17 protein-coding genes are annotated in these 14,712 nt (G+C 54.4%); 4 read left to right on the top strand and 13 right to left on the bottom strand.

The genetic code is table 11. The features are described 5' to 3' along the window. Nucleotides 1-14: 14 nt before the first annotated feature. From VMW85_07790 to VMW85_07815, 6 genes are all read right to left on the bottom strand, one after another. A complete protein-coding gene (locus VMW85_07790) occupies nt 15-248 on the bottom strand; it encodes a hypothetical protein (protein HUT27929.1) in 234 nt (77 codons plus the stop codon). A 133-nt stretch (nt 249-381) separates the two neighbouring features. Continuing rightward, nucleotides 382-1,191: an amino acid ABC transporter ATP-binding protein gene (locus tag VMW85_07795; protein HUT27930.1), complete on the bottom strand. Its 810-nt coding sequence runs from the start codon at nt 1,189-1,191 to the stop codon at nt 382-384. Nucleotides 1,192-1,193: 2 nt separating this feature from the next. After that, a complete protein-coding gene (locus VMW85_07800) occupies nt 1,194-1,874 on the bottom strand; it encodes an amino acid ABC transporter permease (protein HUT27931.1) in 681 nt (226 codons plus the stop codon). A gap of 64 nt (nt 1,875-1,938) precedes the next feature. Further along, nucleotides 1,939-2,790 (bottom strand): ABC transporter substrate-binding protein, encoded by an 852-nt coding sequence (locus tag VMW85_07805; GenBank protein HUT27932.1) that lies wholly within the window; start codon nt 2,788-2,790, stop codon nt 1,939-1,941. A gap of 173 nt (nt 2,791-2,963) precedes the next feature. Further along, nucleotides 2,964-3,488: a helix-turn-helix domain-containing protein gene (locus VMW85_07810; protein HUT27933.1), complete on the bottom strand. Its 525-nt coding sequence runs from the start codon at nt 3,486-3,488 to the stop codon at nt 2,964-2,966. A 5-nt stretch (nt 3,489-3,493) separates the two neighbouring features. Beyond that, nucleotides 3,494-3,757: a hypothetical protein gene (locus VMW85_07815; GenBank protein ID HUT27934.1), complete on the bottom strand. Its 264-nt coding sequence runs from the start codon at nt 3,755-3,757 to the stop codon at nt 3,494-3,496. 93 nt (nt 3,758-3,850) lie between these two features. Here VMW85_07815 and VMW85_07820 point away from each other — a divergent pair, with 93 nt between their 5' ends. Together VMW85_07820 and VMW85_07825 are read left to right on the top strand one after the other, a co-directional pair. Beyond that, nucleotides 3,851-4,534, top strand: a complete 684-nt coding sequence (locus VMW85_07820) for a MarC family protein (protein ID HUT27935.1) — start codon at nt 3,851-3,853, stop codon at nt 4,532-4,534. 85 nt (nt 4,535-4,619) lie between these two features. Beyond that, nucleotides 4,620-5,834, top strand: coding sequence for a hypothetical protein (locus VMW85_07825; protein ID HUT27936.1), 1,215 nt, complete (start codon nt 4,620-4,622; stop codon nt 5,832-5,834). Nucleotides 5,835-5,877: 43 nt separating this feature from the next. Here the strand turns inward: VMW85_07825 and VMW85_07830 are convergent, their stop codons facing one another. Then, nucleotides 5,878-6,771, bottom strand: coding sequence for a glycosyltransferase (locus VMW85_07830; protein ID HUT27937.1), 894 nt, complete (start codon nt 6,769-6,771; stop codon nt 5,878-5,880). A gap of 118 nt (nt 6,772-6,889) precedes the next feature. On the opposite strand from VMW85_07830, the gene VMW85_07835 reads away from it, so the two are divergent. Beyond that, a complete protein-coding gene (locus tag VMW85_07835) occupies nt 6,890-7,999 on the top strand; it encodes a glycosyltransferase (protein ID HUT27938.1) in 1,110 nt (369 codons plus the stop codon). On the opposite strand, the gene VMW85_07840 is transcribed toward VMW85_07835, so the two are convergent. The 3 genes from VMW85_07840 to VMW85_07850 form a co-directional block, all read right to left on the bottom strand. Continuing rightward, nucleotides 8,000-8,989 (bottom strand): hypothetical protein, encoded by a 990-nt coding sequence (locus tag VMW85_07840; GenBank protein ID HUT27939.1) that lies wholly within the window; start codon nt 8,987-8,989, stop codon nt 8,000-8,002. It abuts the gene before it with no gap. Then, nucleotides 8,982-10,346 carry a hypothetical protein gene (locus VMW85_07845; GenBank protein HUT27940.1) on the bottom strand — a complete coding sequence of 455 codons (1,365 nt, stop codon included), beginning with the start codon at nt 10,344-10,346 and terminating at the stop codon, nt 8,982-8,984. The genes VMW85_07840 and VMW85_07845 overlap by 8 nt, the downstream gene beginning before the upstream one ends. 61 nt (nt 10,347-10,407) lie before the next feature. Continuing rightward, nucleotides 10,408-11,319, bottom strand: a complete 912-nt coding sequence (locus tag VMW85_07850; GenBank protein HUT27941.1) for a glycosyltransferase family 2 protein — start codon at nt 11,317-11,319, stop codon at nt 10,408-10,410. Between the two features lie 88 nt (nt 11,320-11,407). Here VMW85_07850 and VMW85_07855 point away from each other — a divergent pair, with 88 nt between their 5' ends. Beyond that, nucleotides 11,408-11,797, top strand: coding sequence for an ACT domain-containing protein (locus VMW85_07855; GenBank protein HUT27942.1), 390 nt, complete (start codon nt 11,408-11,410; stop codon nt 11,795-11,797). Here the strand turns inward: VMW85_07855 and VMW85_07860 are convergent. The 3 genes from VMW85_07860 to VMW85_07870 are packed head-to-tail and all read right to left on the bottom strand — an operon-like array spanning nt 11,794 to nt 14,667. Beyond that, entirely contained in the window at nt 11,794-12,696 is a 903-nt protein-coding gene (locus VMW85_07860) for a DMT family transporter (GenBank protein HUT27943.1), read from the bottom strand. The genes VMW85_07855 and VMW85_07860 overlap by 4 nt on opposite strands. Before the next feature lie 30 nt (nt 12,697-12,726). Then, nucleotides 12,727-13,794: an NDP-sugar synthase gene (locus VMW85_07865; GenBank protein ID HUT27944.1), complete on the bottom strand. Its 1,068-nt coding sequence runs from the start codon at nt 13,792-13,794 to the stop codon at nt 12,727-12,729. Nucleotides 13,795-13,803: 9 nt separating this feature from the next. Continuing rightward, nucleotides 13,804-14,667: an ARMT1-like domain-containing protein gene (locus VMW85_07870; GenBank protein ID HUT27945.1), complete on the bottom strand. Its 864-nt coding sequence runs from the start codon at nt 14,665-14,667 to the stop codon at nt 13,804-13,806. Between the last annotated feature and the right edge of the window lie 45 nt (nt 14,668-14,712).

Below are 14,712 nucleotides of genomic sequence, written 5' to 3' on the forward strand. Positions count from 1 at the left end.
CGAATCCCTGACCTTCAATTCTTCTTGTTCTTTATCGGTATCTGGTAATTGCGCACGGTATGATTCTTTTTTATCGGAGAATAATATCCTTCGTCGTCCCGTCCATTGTCTTGGCCGCACGGATATTTTGGAGTGGAGAGCCATGGGAGCTGATGGCATTCACTGCCCTCCCTGATCTTCTTGGACCTGCGCACCCCTCCTTCCACCAGACCGATCGCCATGAGACCGAGAAAGAATGAACCTCTCATTGCCATACCATCCTACAATAGATCGGGAAAGCCATCGGCTCCCCTTTCAAATACCCAAGACGCGCTGGACCAGAACAATATCGGTCGAATCGCCTAGCGCGTACATGGTCCGTTTGTATTTCCGCTGGTCTATTTAAGGATTGTCTTGTCCGTTTTCGGCGTCCGGTACGAAATCGCTGGGTATGCCTGGGTCCAGCGCACCTACTTCCTTTAAGATGCGCTTCAGGAAGGTCTTGGTACGGGGATTCTGCGGATTGACGAATATCTGCTCGGCCGTTCCCTGTTCTGCTATTAGGCCTTGGTCCATGAAGATCACCTGATCGGCCATGTCCCGGGCGAAGCCCATCTCGTGAGTGACGACCACCATGGTCATTCCCGATAAGGCCAAGGACTTCATGACATCTAGCACCTCGCCTATGAGTTCGGGGTCCAAGGCCGAGGTGGGTTCGTCGAACAGAATGACCTTGGGGTTCATGGCCAACGCGCGGGCGATGGCCACCCGTTGCTGCTGCCCCCCGGAGAGCTCACCGGGATAGGCGTCCGCCTTGTCGCTCAACCCCACCTTGTTGAGGGTCTGGATCGCCAGTTCCTCGGCCTCCTGCTTCTTCATCTTCTTGACCTTCATCAAGGCCAACGAGATGTTCCTCTTGGCCGTAAGGTGCATGAAGAGGTTGAAGGATTGGAACACCATGTTCATCTGGGCGCGCACTGCATTGATGTCGATGTCCTTGTCGGTGATGTTGTGCCCCAGGAAGATCACCTTTCCACCGTCCGGCTCGTTCAACAGATTCATGCACCTCAGCAAAGTGCTCTTCCCGCTGCCGCTGGGACCAATGATGGTAATGACCTCCTGCGGCATGACCTTCATTGAAATGCCGCAGAGGACCTCATGGTCACCGAACGATTTCTTGACGTCCACGAGTTCGAGAATAGGTTCCACCATCTTCACTCACTCCCCATCATGCCTGGTATGGCGAACTTCTTCTCCACGACCCTCATGATCCTTGACGTGCTGAAGGTCAAGACGAAATAGAGCACCGCCACGAATATGAGCACCGGGATGGATTGACCGGTCGTTGCACTGATCAATTTACCCCTCAGTGTTAGCTCTAGGACCCCTATGGTCATTACCAGCGAGGAATCCTTGATCATAGTGATGAACTCGTTCGTGTACGGAGGTAGGGCATTGCGGATGGCCTGGGGGATCACGACGCTGAACAAAGATTGATTATAACTGAGGCCCAAGGATCTGGCTGCCTCCATCTGTCCCTTTGATATTGATTGGACCCCACCTCTGAATATCTCCGCCTGATAGGCGGCACTGTTCAGAGAAAGAGCGAGGAGACCAGCCACTAGAGGACTGGATACATAGATGCCCAATTGCGGAAGGCCGAGATAGACAAGGAATATTTGGATCAGAAGTGGCGTTCCTCTGAACGCCTCCACATAGATCGTGGACAGACCGTAGATCACCGGATTACGGGATATCCTCCCCATGCCGATGAGGATCCCCCCTATGAACCCGAGAACGATCGATATGACCGCGATCAGGAGGGTCATCTGCAACCCTCGCATAAAGACGTCGAAGTATTCCGGGACAATGGTCCAGTCGATGGTCATTACCATGTTGCAGCACCCTTTCTTTTTTTGAAATATAGATTAGGGAAGAGGTTTAGTTCCTGTAGAACGCTTAGATCAGCCACTTGAGCATGATCTCGTCCAGGGTGCCGTCAGCGACCATGTCGTTGATGGCTGAATCCATGACCGTTTTCAGCTCGGGTTCGCTGTCGGGTATGAGTATACCATAGGATTCCATCGTGTAGATGACGAAAGCCACCTTCAGATTGTAGTTCGTATCGTTGGCATACTTGTTGGCCACGGGGGTGTCCACCACGAAAGCGTCATACAGTCCGTTCTCCACTCCCAGCACGGCTGCGGGAACGTCGGAGAGGGGCACATGACTGACCGGGTCCAGATTATCGTCGACCCACCACTGTCCGGTGGTCCCGGTCTGAGTGACCAGGGTAGAATCGTTCAGGTCGTCGAGATCGGCTATGGTGCTTGAATTCTGCACCAGGACGGCCTGGTTGGCGACGTAATAGGGTACGGTGAAGTCATTGATCACGTCACGCGCAGCGGTAATGGTTATGGAAGATATGGCGCAATCCAGCTGACCGGTCTGCACAGCGGCGAACAGCGGGTCAAAGTCCATGGGTCGCCAATCAATTTCGACACCTAGCTTCGCGGCGATGTACTGCATGATCTCTATGTCTATGCCCTCGAGTTCGTCAGTGGTAGCGTTGATGTTCTCGAACGGAGGATATGGGACCTGGGTTCCGACAATGATCGTTCCGCGGTCCTGGATCTTTTCCAAAGCGGTCCTATTGTCGCTGTTGAGGAAACCACCCAATACCACAACGGCCACCAGTGCCGCAACGACCACCAGCACGACGGCGATGATCATCATGTTCTTATTACCACCCTTCTTTTTCAGGGAGGCCCCGCTGTCAGCAGGTTGACTAGAATTGGTATCGTCTGCCATAATTCGACACGGATGCCTTATTTTAATTTAAAACTATTTTCATTTGGGATAATGAAAAAGGACTTAATTACGTTAATTCGTAAGAAAGACTACGATTAACGTATAATCTATGCCCATATTTGCCCAATAAATACGATTTTCGAGGATCGGACAGGTATGGATATGATTTCAGCCTAATCATTCCGCATCCTGTTCCAGATGTCGATGAGGGCGTCGGCGGCATCTCTTTCCATGTCTCCCTCCACCCAGACCAACAGATCGGCCAGTTTTTTAGGGTCGACCACGCTGACGAAGGTCCCTCCGTCCTTGCTTATTTTGATCAGACCGGCGGCGGACAGCCGCTTTATATGATAGGAGAGGGTGGACTTGGACACTGCCACCAGGAGCATCAGGTCAGAAAAGCTGACGCTGCCCCGGTCCAGGGCGTGCATGAGTATGGCCCGGGTAGAACGATTGCGGAGATGGGACAGGATCTTACGGTCTGTGAGAATAAAACCCTCCGAAAGGAAGTAGCGCTGATGGTTCCCCTCTTCCTCAGCCCGGATCATGCCTGCGTCCGTGAGCACTCGCAGATGATATGTGAGCATACCCACCTGCAGGTCCAGCTCCCTCTCCATCTCTCTCATATATGTACCTGGCCTGGAACGTATGAACTCGAATATCCTACGGCGGCTCTCCAGGTCCAGGGGCTCGTCCATCGATATCATCCCTTTAACAGAGCCAGGTAGTTCGTGCCGATTATTAGGATCAATACCAGCACCACCAGGTTAGGTATGCCCCACACCGCATCATCGGTAAGCTCCCCGAAAAGCGCCATGGCCGAGAGTGCGGTGAACCCCAGGAAGGAGAGCATGACCCAGGTCATCCTCCTTCCCCTGACCCTTCTCCAGGCCTGCACGCTGACCACAAGCATTATGACCGAAAGACCGAGCAGCACGATCCTCAAGGCCAAATCCAAAGGTTGCATGATTGTTCCATACCCTTTTTGGCAATAAACCGTTATGGTTCAATCATCGAACCGATGGGAAATTGTTTATGGACGTTCCCCTTAGATAATTCCATGGGCGATCTAGTGATAGGGCTGGAGTTCGTGGTCGCGGCCATCGTTTCCATACTCGTCATCTCCAACCCCATCTCCACATCGGCCGTTTTCATCACCTTGACCGAAGGGATGAGCCACGAACAGCGGCGAGGGATAGCTGCGAAGAGCATTCGTTATTCCGGGGGCATATTGATCTTCTTCGCCCTAACTGGCCTCTTGGTGTTCCAGATTTTCGGTTTTGGCGTGGGGGCTTTCCGCATCGCCGGGGGCGTCCTGCTTTTCAGCACCGCGGTTGGCATGCTCAACCCCAGGGAGAGCGGGGTGAATGTCGAGGAGCGTTTTAGGGATATCGCCCTCATTCCATTGGCCATACCTTTCACTAGCGGGCCTGGGACCATCGTTACCGTAGTGGTCCTGATGTCAGAATCAATGAATCTGATATCTGAACACGGAGTGCTCACCGGCGGCCTAGCCGTCCTAGGAGTCTATATCGGTATCGCCGTGACCATCACCATATCTTATTTTATGATGGTCCAGTCGGAGCGTATAGATCGGTTCTTCGGGGAGGGCGGGAGGAAGGTGGTCACCCGTCTGATGGGGCTGCTGGTCATGGCCATATCCATACAATTCGTCATCAATGGCATCATGGACATACTGCCCGAGTTCGCTCGGGTGTTGCAGGACTCAGGATTTATCCTATGAGTTCGAAACCTGTACCAACCGGTTCGACGACCGTACCAAAACGCTCATGACCCTTCCCCGGGGTCTAGCAATTAGGTGATAAAAAATGAACAAGAAGGCGTTGAGCATTATATTGGGAGGCTTGCTTCTCATCTCGGCACTCGCCTTCGTAGCCACGCCAGTCCTGGCGGACGGTAACGGAGGGAGCAACGAAGATGGGAACGGCCCCTGGTCCGAGGGCGGCGGGGAAAAGCCAGCCACTCCGGGCGAGCAGGTGAACGATTCCATGTATCAACTGGGAGTGAACCGCTCCTTGATGGGGAAGATGTCCTATAGCTACGGCCACGGTCAAGGCGGATTTATCTTCTACGATCTGAATGAAGAGAACGGCATGATCACGGACTACGGCCTGATCACTTCCGACGGGGAAAAGGTCATCCTATCCAGCATAGTCATGGAAGGATCCACTCCTGATGAAATCGAGACCCATGGGTCCATCATCAAGATCGTCGACGACACCACAACGGTCGTTCTGCACGACAACCCCACTGGTATGTACCATCTCTTTGTGAACGAGAGCACCAACATCACCATCACCCTGGCCGGGGACATGCTGGTCATAGAGCAGAATGTGATGGATGAGAACTGCAATTTGACCTATCAGCTGGTCATCTCCGATGGGGAGACCAAGGGCGTGATCGCCTCTGACGACCCATTTGAGGTCACCGAGAACGGCACAGTGATCGACTGCAATGTCACCGAGCATCTGGTGATCCGATTCCTCCCCCAGGTGGCCCATCGCCATATGGTCATGGAGCAGATCATGATGCAGGCAGTGCAGGATGGTGTCGTGGCGGCCGAGATCAGCCTTATGGCTGACGAAAATGGCGGCATCTACGACACCGTCTCCTACAGGAACGAGCTGCAAGTACAGGTGAACCAGGTCGTCAAGAACAAGTTCCAGTTGATGACCCAGGGCCAGAACGCCCAAGGCGCCCTGCTCCTGATACACACTGAAACGAGCACCATGGACATGACCCAGGACCGTCTGCGTGTAATGCTGAACGATCAGGACATGAAACAGGTGGACGACCCCATGGAACTGATCTATGGGCAACCTGACGAGGCCTGCTACGCGGTGGTCGACGACGGCGATGTGCAGCAGATGCTGGTCTACCTCCCGGCTAACACCCTAGGTTCCGTGACCGTCGAGGGCGTGGACGCCCTGTCCGAACTGCTTTCCCCCATGGGGCTGGCGATCGTGATCGGCGCTTTCGGCCTGGTGGCCCTTGCCGGTGTGGTAGCCTTCCGTAAAAGATGAACTACTCTCCCAAACCCCTTTCCTTATTTTTTTTTGACCGTTTCTAAGGCTTCCGATCGACCTCTTTGGTGCTCTCCACCACTTGCCAGACGGCACGGTCCCCTTTGTCCAGACGGACGTGAAGAGCGGCGTAGGCGCGGGCGAACGCCTCCATGGCCATGGCCACGACCATTTTCAATGGGTGCCTGGCGTTATCCTTAAGGAAGCTGAACCAGGCATTGAAAAGGTAAGACCTGTCCCAAGTGGGTATATCATAATCGAACCAGCGTTTCATATACCGTTCACCGATGTTCACCCTGGTCCTCTGTATGAAAAAATCGTGCACCGTCGTCGGACCTCGGTTGTAGATCAACGCCCCAGGTTCGTACCTTATCTGGTATCCCCGGTTTTCCAGCTCACGCCGGATGAGGTCCTCGTCGCTTCCCATGCCAGTAGGTATCTTCAGGCCCACGTTCCTGAACGCCACTATCTCTCCCACCTTGGGGTGTATGAGTGAGAGACGATGATGCATGTCCCAGAGCATGTGAACGGCGAAGCCCATGTATGTGTCCTTATCGTTCACCGGGATGGGGTGTCCGCCGACCATGCCTGTGCTCGGTTCCTGGAAATGGGCGGCCATCATTTCCAAGGTGTCCTCCTGCATGACATTATCAGCGTTGGCTAGGAAAAGCACATCACCCTTGGCCTGTTCCACGAAGACGTTCACCGCAGAGTTCTTGCCCTCCCGCCGTTCCTGCCTGATCAACCGGACGCGCCCATCCGTGGTTCTGGCGTATTCGAGCACTAGCTCGTCCGTACGGTCAACGCTGCCGCTGGAGACCACGAGCACCTCCATCAGCTCCTTCCCTCGGAAAACTTGGGATGTAAGAGATCGCAGGCATTGGAGGATGTTCTTTTCCTCATTATATGCGCAGACACCAGCTGAAATGGTCAGCATCTGAAAGGAATGGAGGCTATTTCCATTATTTAATTTTGAAGTAGCCGTTGGTGAGTTTCATCATAACTACTTTTTTCACCAATCTATAAATATAATCTACATTTTTGGAGATTGGAAGTTGGGATGCGTAGTGGATGAACATAAGGATCTGACCATCATCCTGCCCACGTACAATGAGGCGGGAAACATTCAGCCGATGTTAGAGACCCTTAGTTCGTTGTATCCCGGTGCATCCATCATCGTGGCTGATGATAACTCCAAAGATAACACCCAGGAAGATGTTTTGGACTTCGCCGATTCTCATCCCTTGACACGACTTATAAGCAGGGACCCTGCCGATCGCGGGCTCACCGCCAGCATTATGGATGGGATAGTGAACACGAAAACGGCACACTTCGTGGTCATGGATGCGGACTTTCAACACCCTCCAGGATCGGTGGGCGACCTGCATGTGAAGTTGAGGGCAGGGGCAGAGATCGTGGTCGGCGTGCGAGAGGATAAGACCAAGCTAAGCGTCGGTCGCATGTTGGCCTCCTGGGGAGCGCATATGATGGCCCAGGCATACCTTAAGACCATGAGGCGCCCCAGTTCCCAGGACACCATGAGCGGTCTCTTCGGCGGGCAAACGAAACTTTGCCAAGGGATCATAGAAGAGAAGGGTCACAAGTTCGAGCGAGCTGGATTCAAGGTCCTTTTTGATCTGTTGAAGTTCTTGCCCCACAGTACCGAGGTCATCGAGGTTCAGTTCGTCTTCAATACCCGCAGGAGCGGGGAGTCCAAGCTCTCCTCGCGGGTCATCCTTTCCATACTAAGACAGTGCGGTTTCGTCGGCAAGATCACCGCCTTGGCCGTTCAGTTCATGCTCATCAACATGGTGGGTCGGTTCCTTTCCGCCCTTTCATTGGGTCTATTGTTCACTTTCTGGATCATGGGGATCCAGCACATCGTATACGATGACCATATGGTCACCTCCACCGTTCTTGCATTCATTCTGGCCATGTCATACTTGGTGATAGCAAACAAGTACATGCTGACCCACGGACGACGGGACGGGCTGGTGCTCGGAGCCAAGCTGGTGTTCACCGCCTTCTCCGGCTACATGGTAAATCTGTACATTTTTTACATGGCATTCTCCGCCCCTCTTTCAGTGCAGACCCTGCCAATGTTCCTTGGGTTCGGCGTCGCCTACATGTGGAACACCTTGAGCAGCGCCATTCCGGAGAACTGATCAATTTTCGACCAACTTGTGCAAAAAGACGAGATGCGTATCGTCCAGATTCTGCCCCATCAATGAATAGGTCGAATCGTCTGCTATGCCCAAAGCCACGGACCCTTGCGCTCCGGCCGATCCTACCGAGACCCTAACGAACGTAGGTTCTCCGATGGCCCATGCCACTTCAGCCTCCAAGCATCTTGCCAGGTCCCAAGCGAATACGTCCTCCATGCTGGCCCTGAACGGTTTATCCATGGGTCCTCCTAGGACCAGGACCGCCCCTTGCCCGTAGGGGATTAGGGCCATGGTTGTAAGGTCCATCCCTCTATGGTATATGGGCCCCAGAACGGTCCCCGAAGCGTCTAAGACATCCTTGACCAGCAGACCATTGCTGGGAGCAACGGTCCTCCATCCGAAAGCTTGTGAGAAAGGGGTAGTGGACACATCCCTACCGCTATCGTATTCCAGTGAAGAAAAGTGCAGCTGAAGCGTGCCACCCACTTCGGAGGTGAAAGGGACCGAGCCGGGGCCTATCGAGACCAGTAATCCTCCGGCCAACACCCAGGTTTCCGCAGCATGACACAGCTCCATATCGTCCCATAGTGAACTGGCCAGTATCAGTGTGCCATTGCCCGATGAGAAGAACGATGCCAGAGCGTTTTGGTCAATGACCTTTACCTCCCGTGACGAGCCTATATTTTGAAGATCGGCACCCAGATGGTCCATCAGACCCTGTACGTTGGCCGGATTGGAAGCGTTGGCATCTGCCCCTCCGATATCTAAAAGTATCGTAATATCGTCATGACGGTATTGCTCGATGGGGAAGGCCATGACGCTTGCTGGATATTCGTGCTCATGACCGGGAAGAGAGTAGTGAAGCACGGCGGTCTCACCGTCCCACACCAATTCCAATTCCATGTCCTCAGGACCGCCGGTCGGTATCATGAACGAAGAGATGATCAGTAGCGTCACCACCGCCAATACCGCCCATAGTTCGCTACGCATGACGGCACCTCCAATCGGTCCACCTTCGCAGTAGGGATTCGACCGGGTCCAGGCGTGCTGGTAGTATAATGCTTGCCATAACTACCGCCCCCACCCCCCCTAAGACGCTTAAAATGACATATCGAACGAAACTGGCGCTCACAAAATAAGTCATGATACCAGCATTGAGCGCGGTTACCCCGGGAGATCCGACGAATTGAGCCCATGGATAGAAGAAGGCGAATCCGGACTGTAGTGAGATGATGAAAAGTAATCCGACCACTGTGAGTATGTACAGTTTACCCAGCATCTGAGGTTTTACCAGGGAGAGCAGTAACAGAGGAGGGAACAGCCAGATCAGATGTTGTGGGTTGGTGACCGGCTGGGTCAACAACAATATGATGATCACGAAGGTATTGGCCAGTAGGAAGTTCTCCCTCTCGTTCCCCTCCGGTCGACGAAGCAGGAGGAAAGAGACCAGTATGGTCAATGCCAACCCTAGGACCGTTAACAAAATGCCAAGGGGGAAGACGGCCCCGCCCGTCCCCCCTCCAGTTCCGAGCGCCTCGATCACTGGAGATAGGAACCAGAGATTCAGTCCTCCCAACGATGTATATGTCCCTCGTCTCAACACAAATTCCAGGAAGGAACTGGAGCTCAGAAGGAAAGGCAGAATGGCAGCCAAGCTCAGTCCTCCTCCGGCGATGAAGAGGGCGAAAGGGCGGAGGGAAATGAGACCTTTTCCTGCCCGGGCCTCTCGGACCAGGATCAAGGACAGGGAGACGATGCACAGTATGATAAGATACACTGGATAGATCTTCAGTAGCACCCCCACCCCCAAGACCGTGCCGCTCAGTAGGTAACGGCGGTCCATGAAGGCCAACATGCCCACCAGAGCGCAATATGCAGGAAGCACATCGAACTGACCATGCACCGCGCTGACGAAAATGACCAGAGGGTTGAGGAACCATATCAAGAAAGCCTTCACCGCGATCTCTTCGCCTTTCCATGATCGGACCGTACGGAAGATGAGCAGCCCCACTAACAGGTCGCCCAGGATGAGCGGGGTCTTCAGCAGCAGATTGAAGGCCGGGGCGGTCACGAAAGGTACCAGCATCCCCGTGGTACGGGAGACCTCGACCATCGAGGGAACGAAGACCCCTAGGTTCCCCGGATCGAAGAATTGTGAATACAGGAAAATGAGAGGATATGAGATGACCGCAAATAGCGGAGGGTAGGAGAATAATACCATGCCATAAGGTCCGGTCCCCGCCAATGTCCCGGCCGCAGCACTGTAGAAAGGATAAGCATCATAAGGGACCGATGTCCAGGGAGCCAGTAGAAACCGGACCGCTAGTCCGATCAAGATGAACTTCAATACGATTGGTGTGGGAGCAATGGTTGATCGTAGGACATCCCATACTTTAAGCCGCATATGGTCAACCCGCCCCGCTCACCATTCGCATCAAGGCGTGGATATACCCCTTGACGTATCGACGGAACGATCTCCTGGCACCCTGAATGGCGATGATCATGAAGTAGTATGGAATGAGTATCAAGGTCTGTCCAAAGAAGCAGGTCAGCAGGCTCAGCCCGCTTTTCCTCTTTTGCACCAACATCAACATGTTCCGGCCATAGAAATAAGCTCGATATGGGGTCATAAGATTGGACCCGGCCACGCCGGTGGATATCGAAACCTTATGCTCCGCAATGGCCCGAGGGACCAACCAGGATTCGTAACCTTTCTCCTCGGCCCTCAGGCAGAACTCGAGGTCCTCCGCATATATCTCGAAGTCCTCATCGAATTGGCCGATGTCGGAGAATATCTCGGCCTTGACCAGCATAGCGCACCCTGTGATGAAGGAGACCTGCCTATCTTGGTCGCCTCCATCGTCCTTCCAGTCCATGAGGGGGTGCGTCGATAAGCCCAACCAATGATTGAAATGACCACCGTTGAACCACATCACGTCTGTTCCGTAATAGAATATCTTGGGGCCAACGATCCCGGCGTGGGGGTGTCGCTCCAATGCTTCCAGGAGATCAACGACCATGCCTGGGCGGACGATCGCATCATTGTTGACCACCAGGATATGTGTGGCTCCTTCCTCCAGGGCTCGCTTGATGCCTCGGTTCACTCCCTTGGCATAGCCCATGTTCTCCTCGTTCTCCACGACCTTCAGTCCGGGGAAGTTCTTTAAAAGAAGAGGGACCGAACCATCTCTGGAACCGTTATCGACCACCAGCACTTCCACCTCGGGGTTGCCATTGAGTATTGAACGGACGCATTCGACGGTGTCTTCCGCCCTGTTCCAGTTCACTGTGACCGCAAAGGGCCTTTGGCCGGGGGCCATGCCCCTGGATATGACATTACGCTATAAATCTAATCCTCAGTTGGTTTCTTACAAAGGTATAACTCCTTGAATTAGCAATTGAAAAGGGATGTCCTATAAACAGTTCGATGTCTACGTGCAGGACCGTCCTGGAGAGATCTCCAGGGTGGCTGAGGCATTGGCCCATCACGCAGTGAACATCCGGGGTATATCCACGGACGTTGGCTGCGGAAAGCCGATGGTGCGCATAATCACCGACGACGACAATAGCGCCCGCAGCGCTTTGAAGGCGGCGCAGCTGGAGTTCAAGGAGCAAGACGTCATAGTGGTGGCCATGCCTGATCGACCAGGGGAGCTCTCCAAGCTCACCAAGAAATTGGCCAGGGGAGGCATCAACATCAATTCCCTGTTCGTACTTGGAGCTAAGACCCAGATAGAGGAATTGGCGATGACCGTCGATCGATCCGAAGAGGCCAAGAAGCTATTGGACTTCTCCTAGGTCTTAACGGAACGGTTCCGCCGCGCCCTATCTAGCCCTTTTATGGAGATGATCATGATGGCCGCCAATATCAGCGCTCCACCGATAACGGTCATCATGTCAGGCCTTTCCCCGAGTAGAATGAAGGAGAACAGTAGACCGAACACCATCTCCACCAAGAGTATGATAGAGGTAGTCGTAGCCCCTAGGGACTTCAATCCTACGTTATACAACAGGAAGGCCACAGTTGTGCAGAACACCCCAGTATAAATAGCGAAGAGCACACCCGAAGCACCTAGAGTATAATCTGATATCATCGGCATACTGATGGGGATGGCCAGCAGAGAGGTCTGCATCACCACCGTGCAGGTGAGAAAAAGCAGCGAATAACCTTTCTTTAATTCCCTGGTAGTGAACACGATGTAGAAGGCCCATGAGACCCCGGCCATGAACACGAGCATATCCCCCACGAAATTGCCTTCGCCCAGATTCGTAAGGTCGCCTTTGGTGGCGATCAGACCTACCCCGACCATACCTAGTACCAGGCCGAACACGATGCGGCGGTTCAAACGCTCCTTGAGCACCACCGATGCCAGGACGGCCACGATGACCACGTTGATGTCGATCAGCAGCACGGTATTGCTGGCGGTGGTCTGGGTGAGACCAACGTTCTGCAGAAGTATGCCCATGGCGTTCAGCAAGGCCACGCCCCAGAGGGTTTTGCTCTTGAACAGTGAGTAATCGAACTTGTAGAGAAAGAAAAAAGGGATTATGGATATGGCCGAGAAGACCGCCCGTAAGACGGTAAAAAGGAAGGGGTCCGTGCTTTCCACCCCCAGCTTGCCCGCCACGAAGGACGTGCCCCAGATCATGCCCGCTAGGATAAGCAAGGCATGTGTGTAGCGGGGCGTCGAGCTCATATCCTGCGAAATCTCCTTTATCTATTTATCTCAGAGGGAGCACCCAGGGCCCAGAATGGTCCCTTTTGCGCGGGAGGAAGTATGTATGATCGCGTCGTCGCCCAGTACACAGTCCACAAGATGAGCGCCGTCGCCGATGCGGCATCTTTCACCGATGATGCAGCCATGGACCGATACCCCCACACCCACGATGACATCGTCCAACAGCAGGGACCCTTCCATTTTCGTATTATGACCCAGAACGCATCTTGAACCGATCGCGCTGCGGGTGATGACGCAGCCGGTCGCCTCCACCTGGTCGCCGAAGTAGGCCGGACCTTTCACCATCGCTCCGATCGGAACGGTGCCCGCGACCGCCCCCTGGGCCGTGATAACCCCTTTCCTTGAGGCCATGTCCATGTTGGCCAGGTAGAGGTCTGAAGGCCTCCCTATGTCCTTCCAGTAACCGCGAAGGGGGGAGGCATACAGACCGCGGCCCTTCTGCAGCATATCCAGGAACAGGTCCTTGGAGAAGTCATACCTCTCCCCCCTTGGGATCAGTTCCAACACCTCCTTCTCCAGGACATAGGTGCCGGCATTGATCACCCGGGAGAACACCTCCTCGGTGCGGGGCTTCTCCTTGAACCGCTCGATGCGCCCGTCATCATCCACTCCAACGATGCCGAACTGTTCCGGATGCTCTACCTCCGTCAGGCCCATTGTGGCCTCGGCCTTCCGCTGCATGTGAAAATCGATCAGAGCGCCGAGATCGGCGTCCGTCAATGTGTCGCCACTGCCGACAACGAACGTGCCTTCCAATCGGTCCTCCAACAGCTTGACCGCGCCAGCGGTACCCATCGGTTCCTTCTCATAGGCAAACTCGATCCTTACGCCAAGACGTTCGCCTTTTCCCAGCACCTTGAGCACGTCCTCCGAACGGTAGCCGCATGCCAGGAACACCTCTTCCACGCCCGCTTGGGCCAGGGAGGCGATCACGTACTCGATGCAGGGAACGCCAAGCACCGGCAGGAGCGGTTTGGGCCTAGTACTGGTCAACGGACGAAGTCTGGTACCCTCTCCCCCGGCCAATACTACCGCCTGCTTAACTCTCGTTCTCATCCCTTCACCTCACTCGAACAGCTTGATCACGTTACGGTCCTTCCGTGCGCCTATGGCCAAAGAGACAGGGTGACACTTGCTGCGCAACAGATGCACTATGGGGCGCATGTCACTGTCCGACAGCGCCTCGAAGTTGGCCATGCCCTTAGCTATGATCAGGTCGGCGCTGTCGAACGCCCTCTTGAGCTCGTCCGGCATCGCCTTCAGGTCCACCCCAATGGCGAATACGCCGGTGGTCAGGCATTGGTCCAATATCTGGTCCGCGCCGGATATGGAAAGGTCCTCCCAGGTGGCGTCGGTGATGATGGGCTCGCCCTTCACCACTCCAGTGACCTTCAACCCCAATTTCTTCAGTTCACGTAAAAGGGGCAGGTCGAGCACGATCTCTCCGCAGTTGTCGAAGAGGTAGACCACCTCCTTCGCCTCGCGAAGCAGCTCCCGCATTCGGGGGAGATCGTTGGGTTCCGGTTCCTCGATCGTCAACGAATCGAAGGTGGAACGCAGTTCCTCCGGGCTCTCGAAGCCCCCGATACCGAAGTCCATGACGTTGCCGGCGATGGCGACCAGGCAGGCGGTCTTCAATCGGTCTTCAGAGAGATCGACCATCTCCTGCGCCCGGGGCAACAAGGAAAGCGCCACCCGATTGGCCTCTGCCTTCAGGTCCCTATATGGATCGGCCACTCCCATCATATCATAGGACAAACGATGCACCCGGGTGGCCAGTCTTGCCGAGTTGATGCCCGGGCTCCATCCTTCGGCCACGAGGCGGACGCAGGCGGACATCACCTGTGCTTCTAACGCACTGTCCACTAATCTCGTTTGGAAAAGTACCCGGCGGAGCAGGCAAGGAGCACATTCGGCGCTGAATTCCATGACCATGAAAGCGAGGCGGCGATAATATTGCTTTCGTTCGTACGA

Source organism: Methanomassiliicoccales archaeon (assembly GCA_035527755.1).
Lineage (GTDB): Archaea > Thermoplasmatota > Thermoplasmata > Methanomassiliicoccales > UBA472 > UBA472.

What these genes read in the sequence shown, in the direction of transcription:
- VMW85_07790 (HUT27929.1), bottom strand. Translation starts at nt 248, where the DNA reads ATGAGAGGTTCATTCTTTCTCGGTCTCATGGCGATCGGTCTGGTGGAA.
- VMW85_07795 (HUT27930.1), bottom strand. Translation starts at nt 1,191, where the DNA reads ATGGTGGAACCTATTCTCGAACTCGTGGACGTCAAGAAATCGTTCGGT.
- VMW85_07800 (HUT27931.1), bottom strand. Translation starts at nt 1,874, where the DNA reads ATGGTAATGACCATCGACTGGACCATTGTCCCGGAATACTTCGACGTC.
- VMW85_07805 (HUT27932.1), bottom strand. Translation starts at nt 2,790, where the DNA reads ATGGCAGACGATACCAATTCTAGTCAACCTGCTGACAGCGGGGCCTCC.
- VMW85_07810 (HUT27933.1), bottom strand. Translation starts at nt 3,488, where the DNA reads ATGGACGAGCCCCTGGACCTGGAGAGCCGCCGTAGGATATTCGAGTTC.
- VMW85_07815 (HUT27934.1), bottom strand. Translation starts at nt 3,757, where the DNA reads ATGCAACCTTTGGATTTGGCCTTGAGGATCGTGCTGCTCGGTCTTTCG.
- VMW85_07820 (HUT27935.1), top strand. Translation starts at nt 3,851, where the DNA reads ATGGGCGATCTAGTGATAGGGCTGGAGTTCGTGGTCGCGGCCATCGTT.
- VMW85_07825 (HUT27936.1), top strand. Translation starts at nt 4,620, where the DNA reads ATGAACAAGAAGGCGTTGAGCATTATATTGGGAGGCTTGCTTCTCATC.
- VMW85_07830 (HUT27937.1), bottom strand. Translation starts at nt 6,771, where the DNA reads ATGCTGACCATTTCAGCTGGTGTCTGCGCATATAATGAGGAAAAGAAC.
- VMW85_07840 (HUT27939.1), bottom strand. Translation starts at nt 8,989, where the DNA reads ATGCGTAGCGAACTATGGGCGGTATTGGCGGTGGTGACGCTACTGATC.
- VMW85_07850 (HUT27941.1), bottom strand. Translation starts at nt 11,319, where the DNA reads ATGGCCCCCGGCCAAAGGCCCTTTGCGGTCACAGTGAACTGGAACAGG.
- VMW85_07855 (HUT27942.1), top strand. Translation starts at nt 11,408, where the DNA reads ATGTCCTATAAACAGTTCGATGTCTACGTGCAGGACCGTCCTGGAGAG.
- VMW85_07860 (HUT27943.1), bottom strand. Translation starts at nt 12,696, where the DNA reads ATGAGCTCGACGCCCCGCTACACACATGCCTTGCTTATCCTAGCGGGC.
- VMW85_07865 (HUT27944.1), bottom strand. Translation starts at nt 13,794, where the DNA reads ATGAGAACGAGAGTTAAGCAGGCGGTAGTATTGGCCGGGGGAGAGGGT.
- VMW85_07870 (HUT27945.1), bottom strand. Translation starts at nt 14,667, where the DNA reads ATGGAATTCAGCGCCGAATGTGCTCCTTGCCTGCTCCGCCGGGTACTT.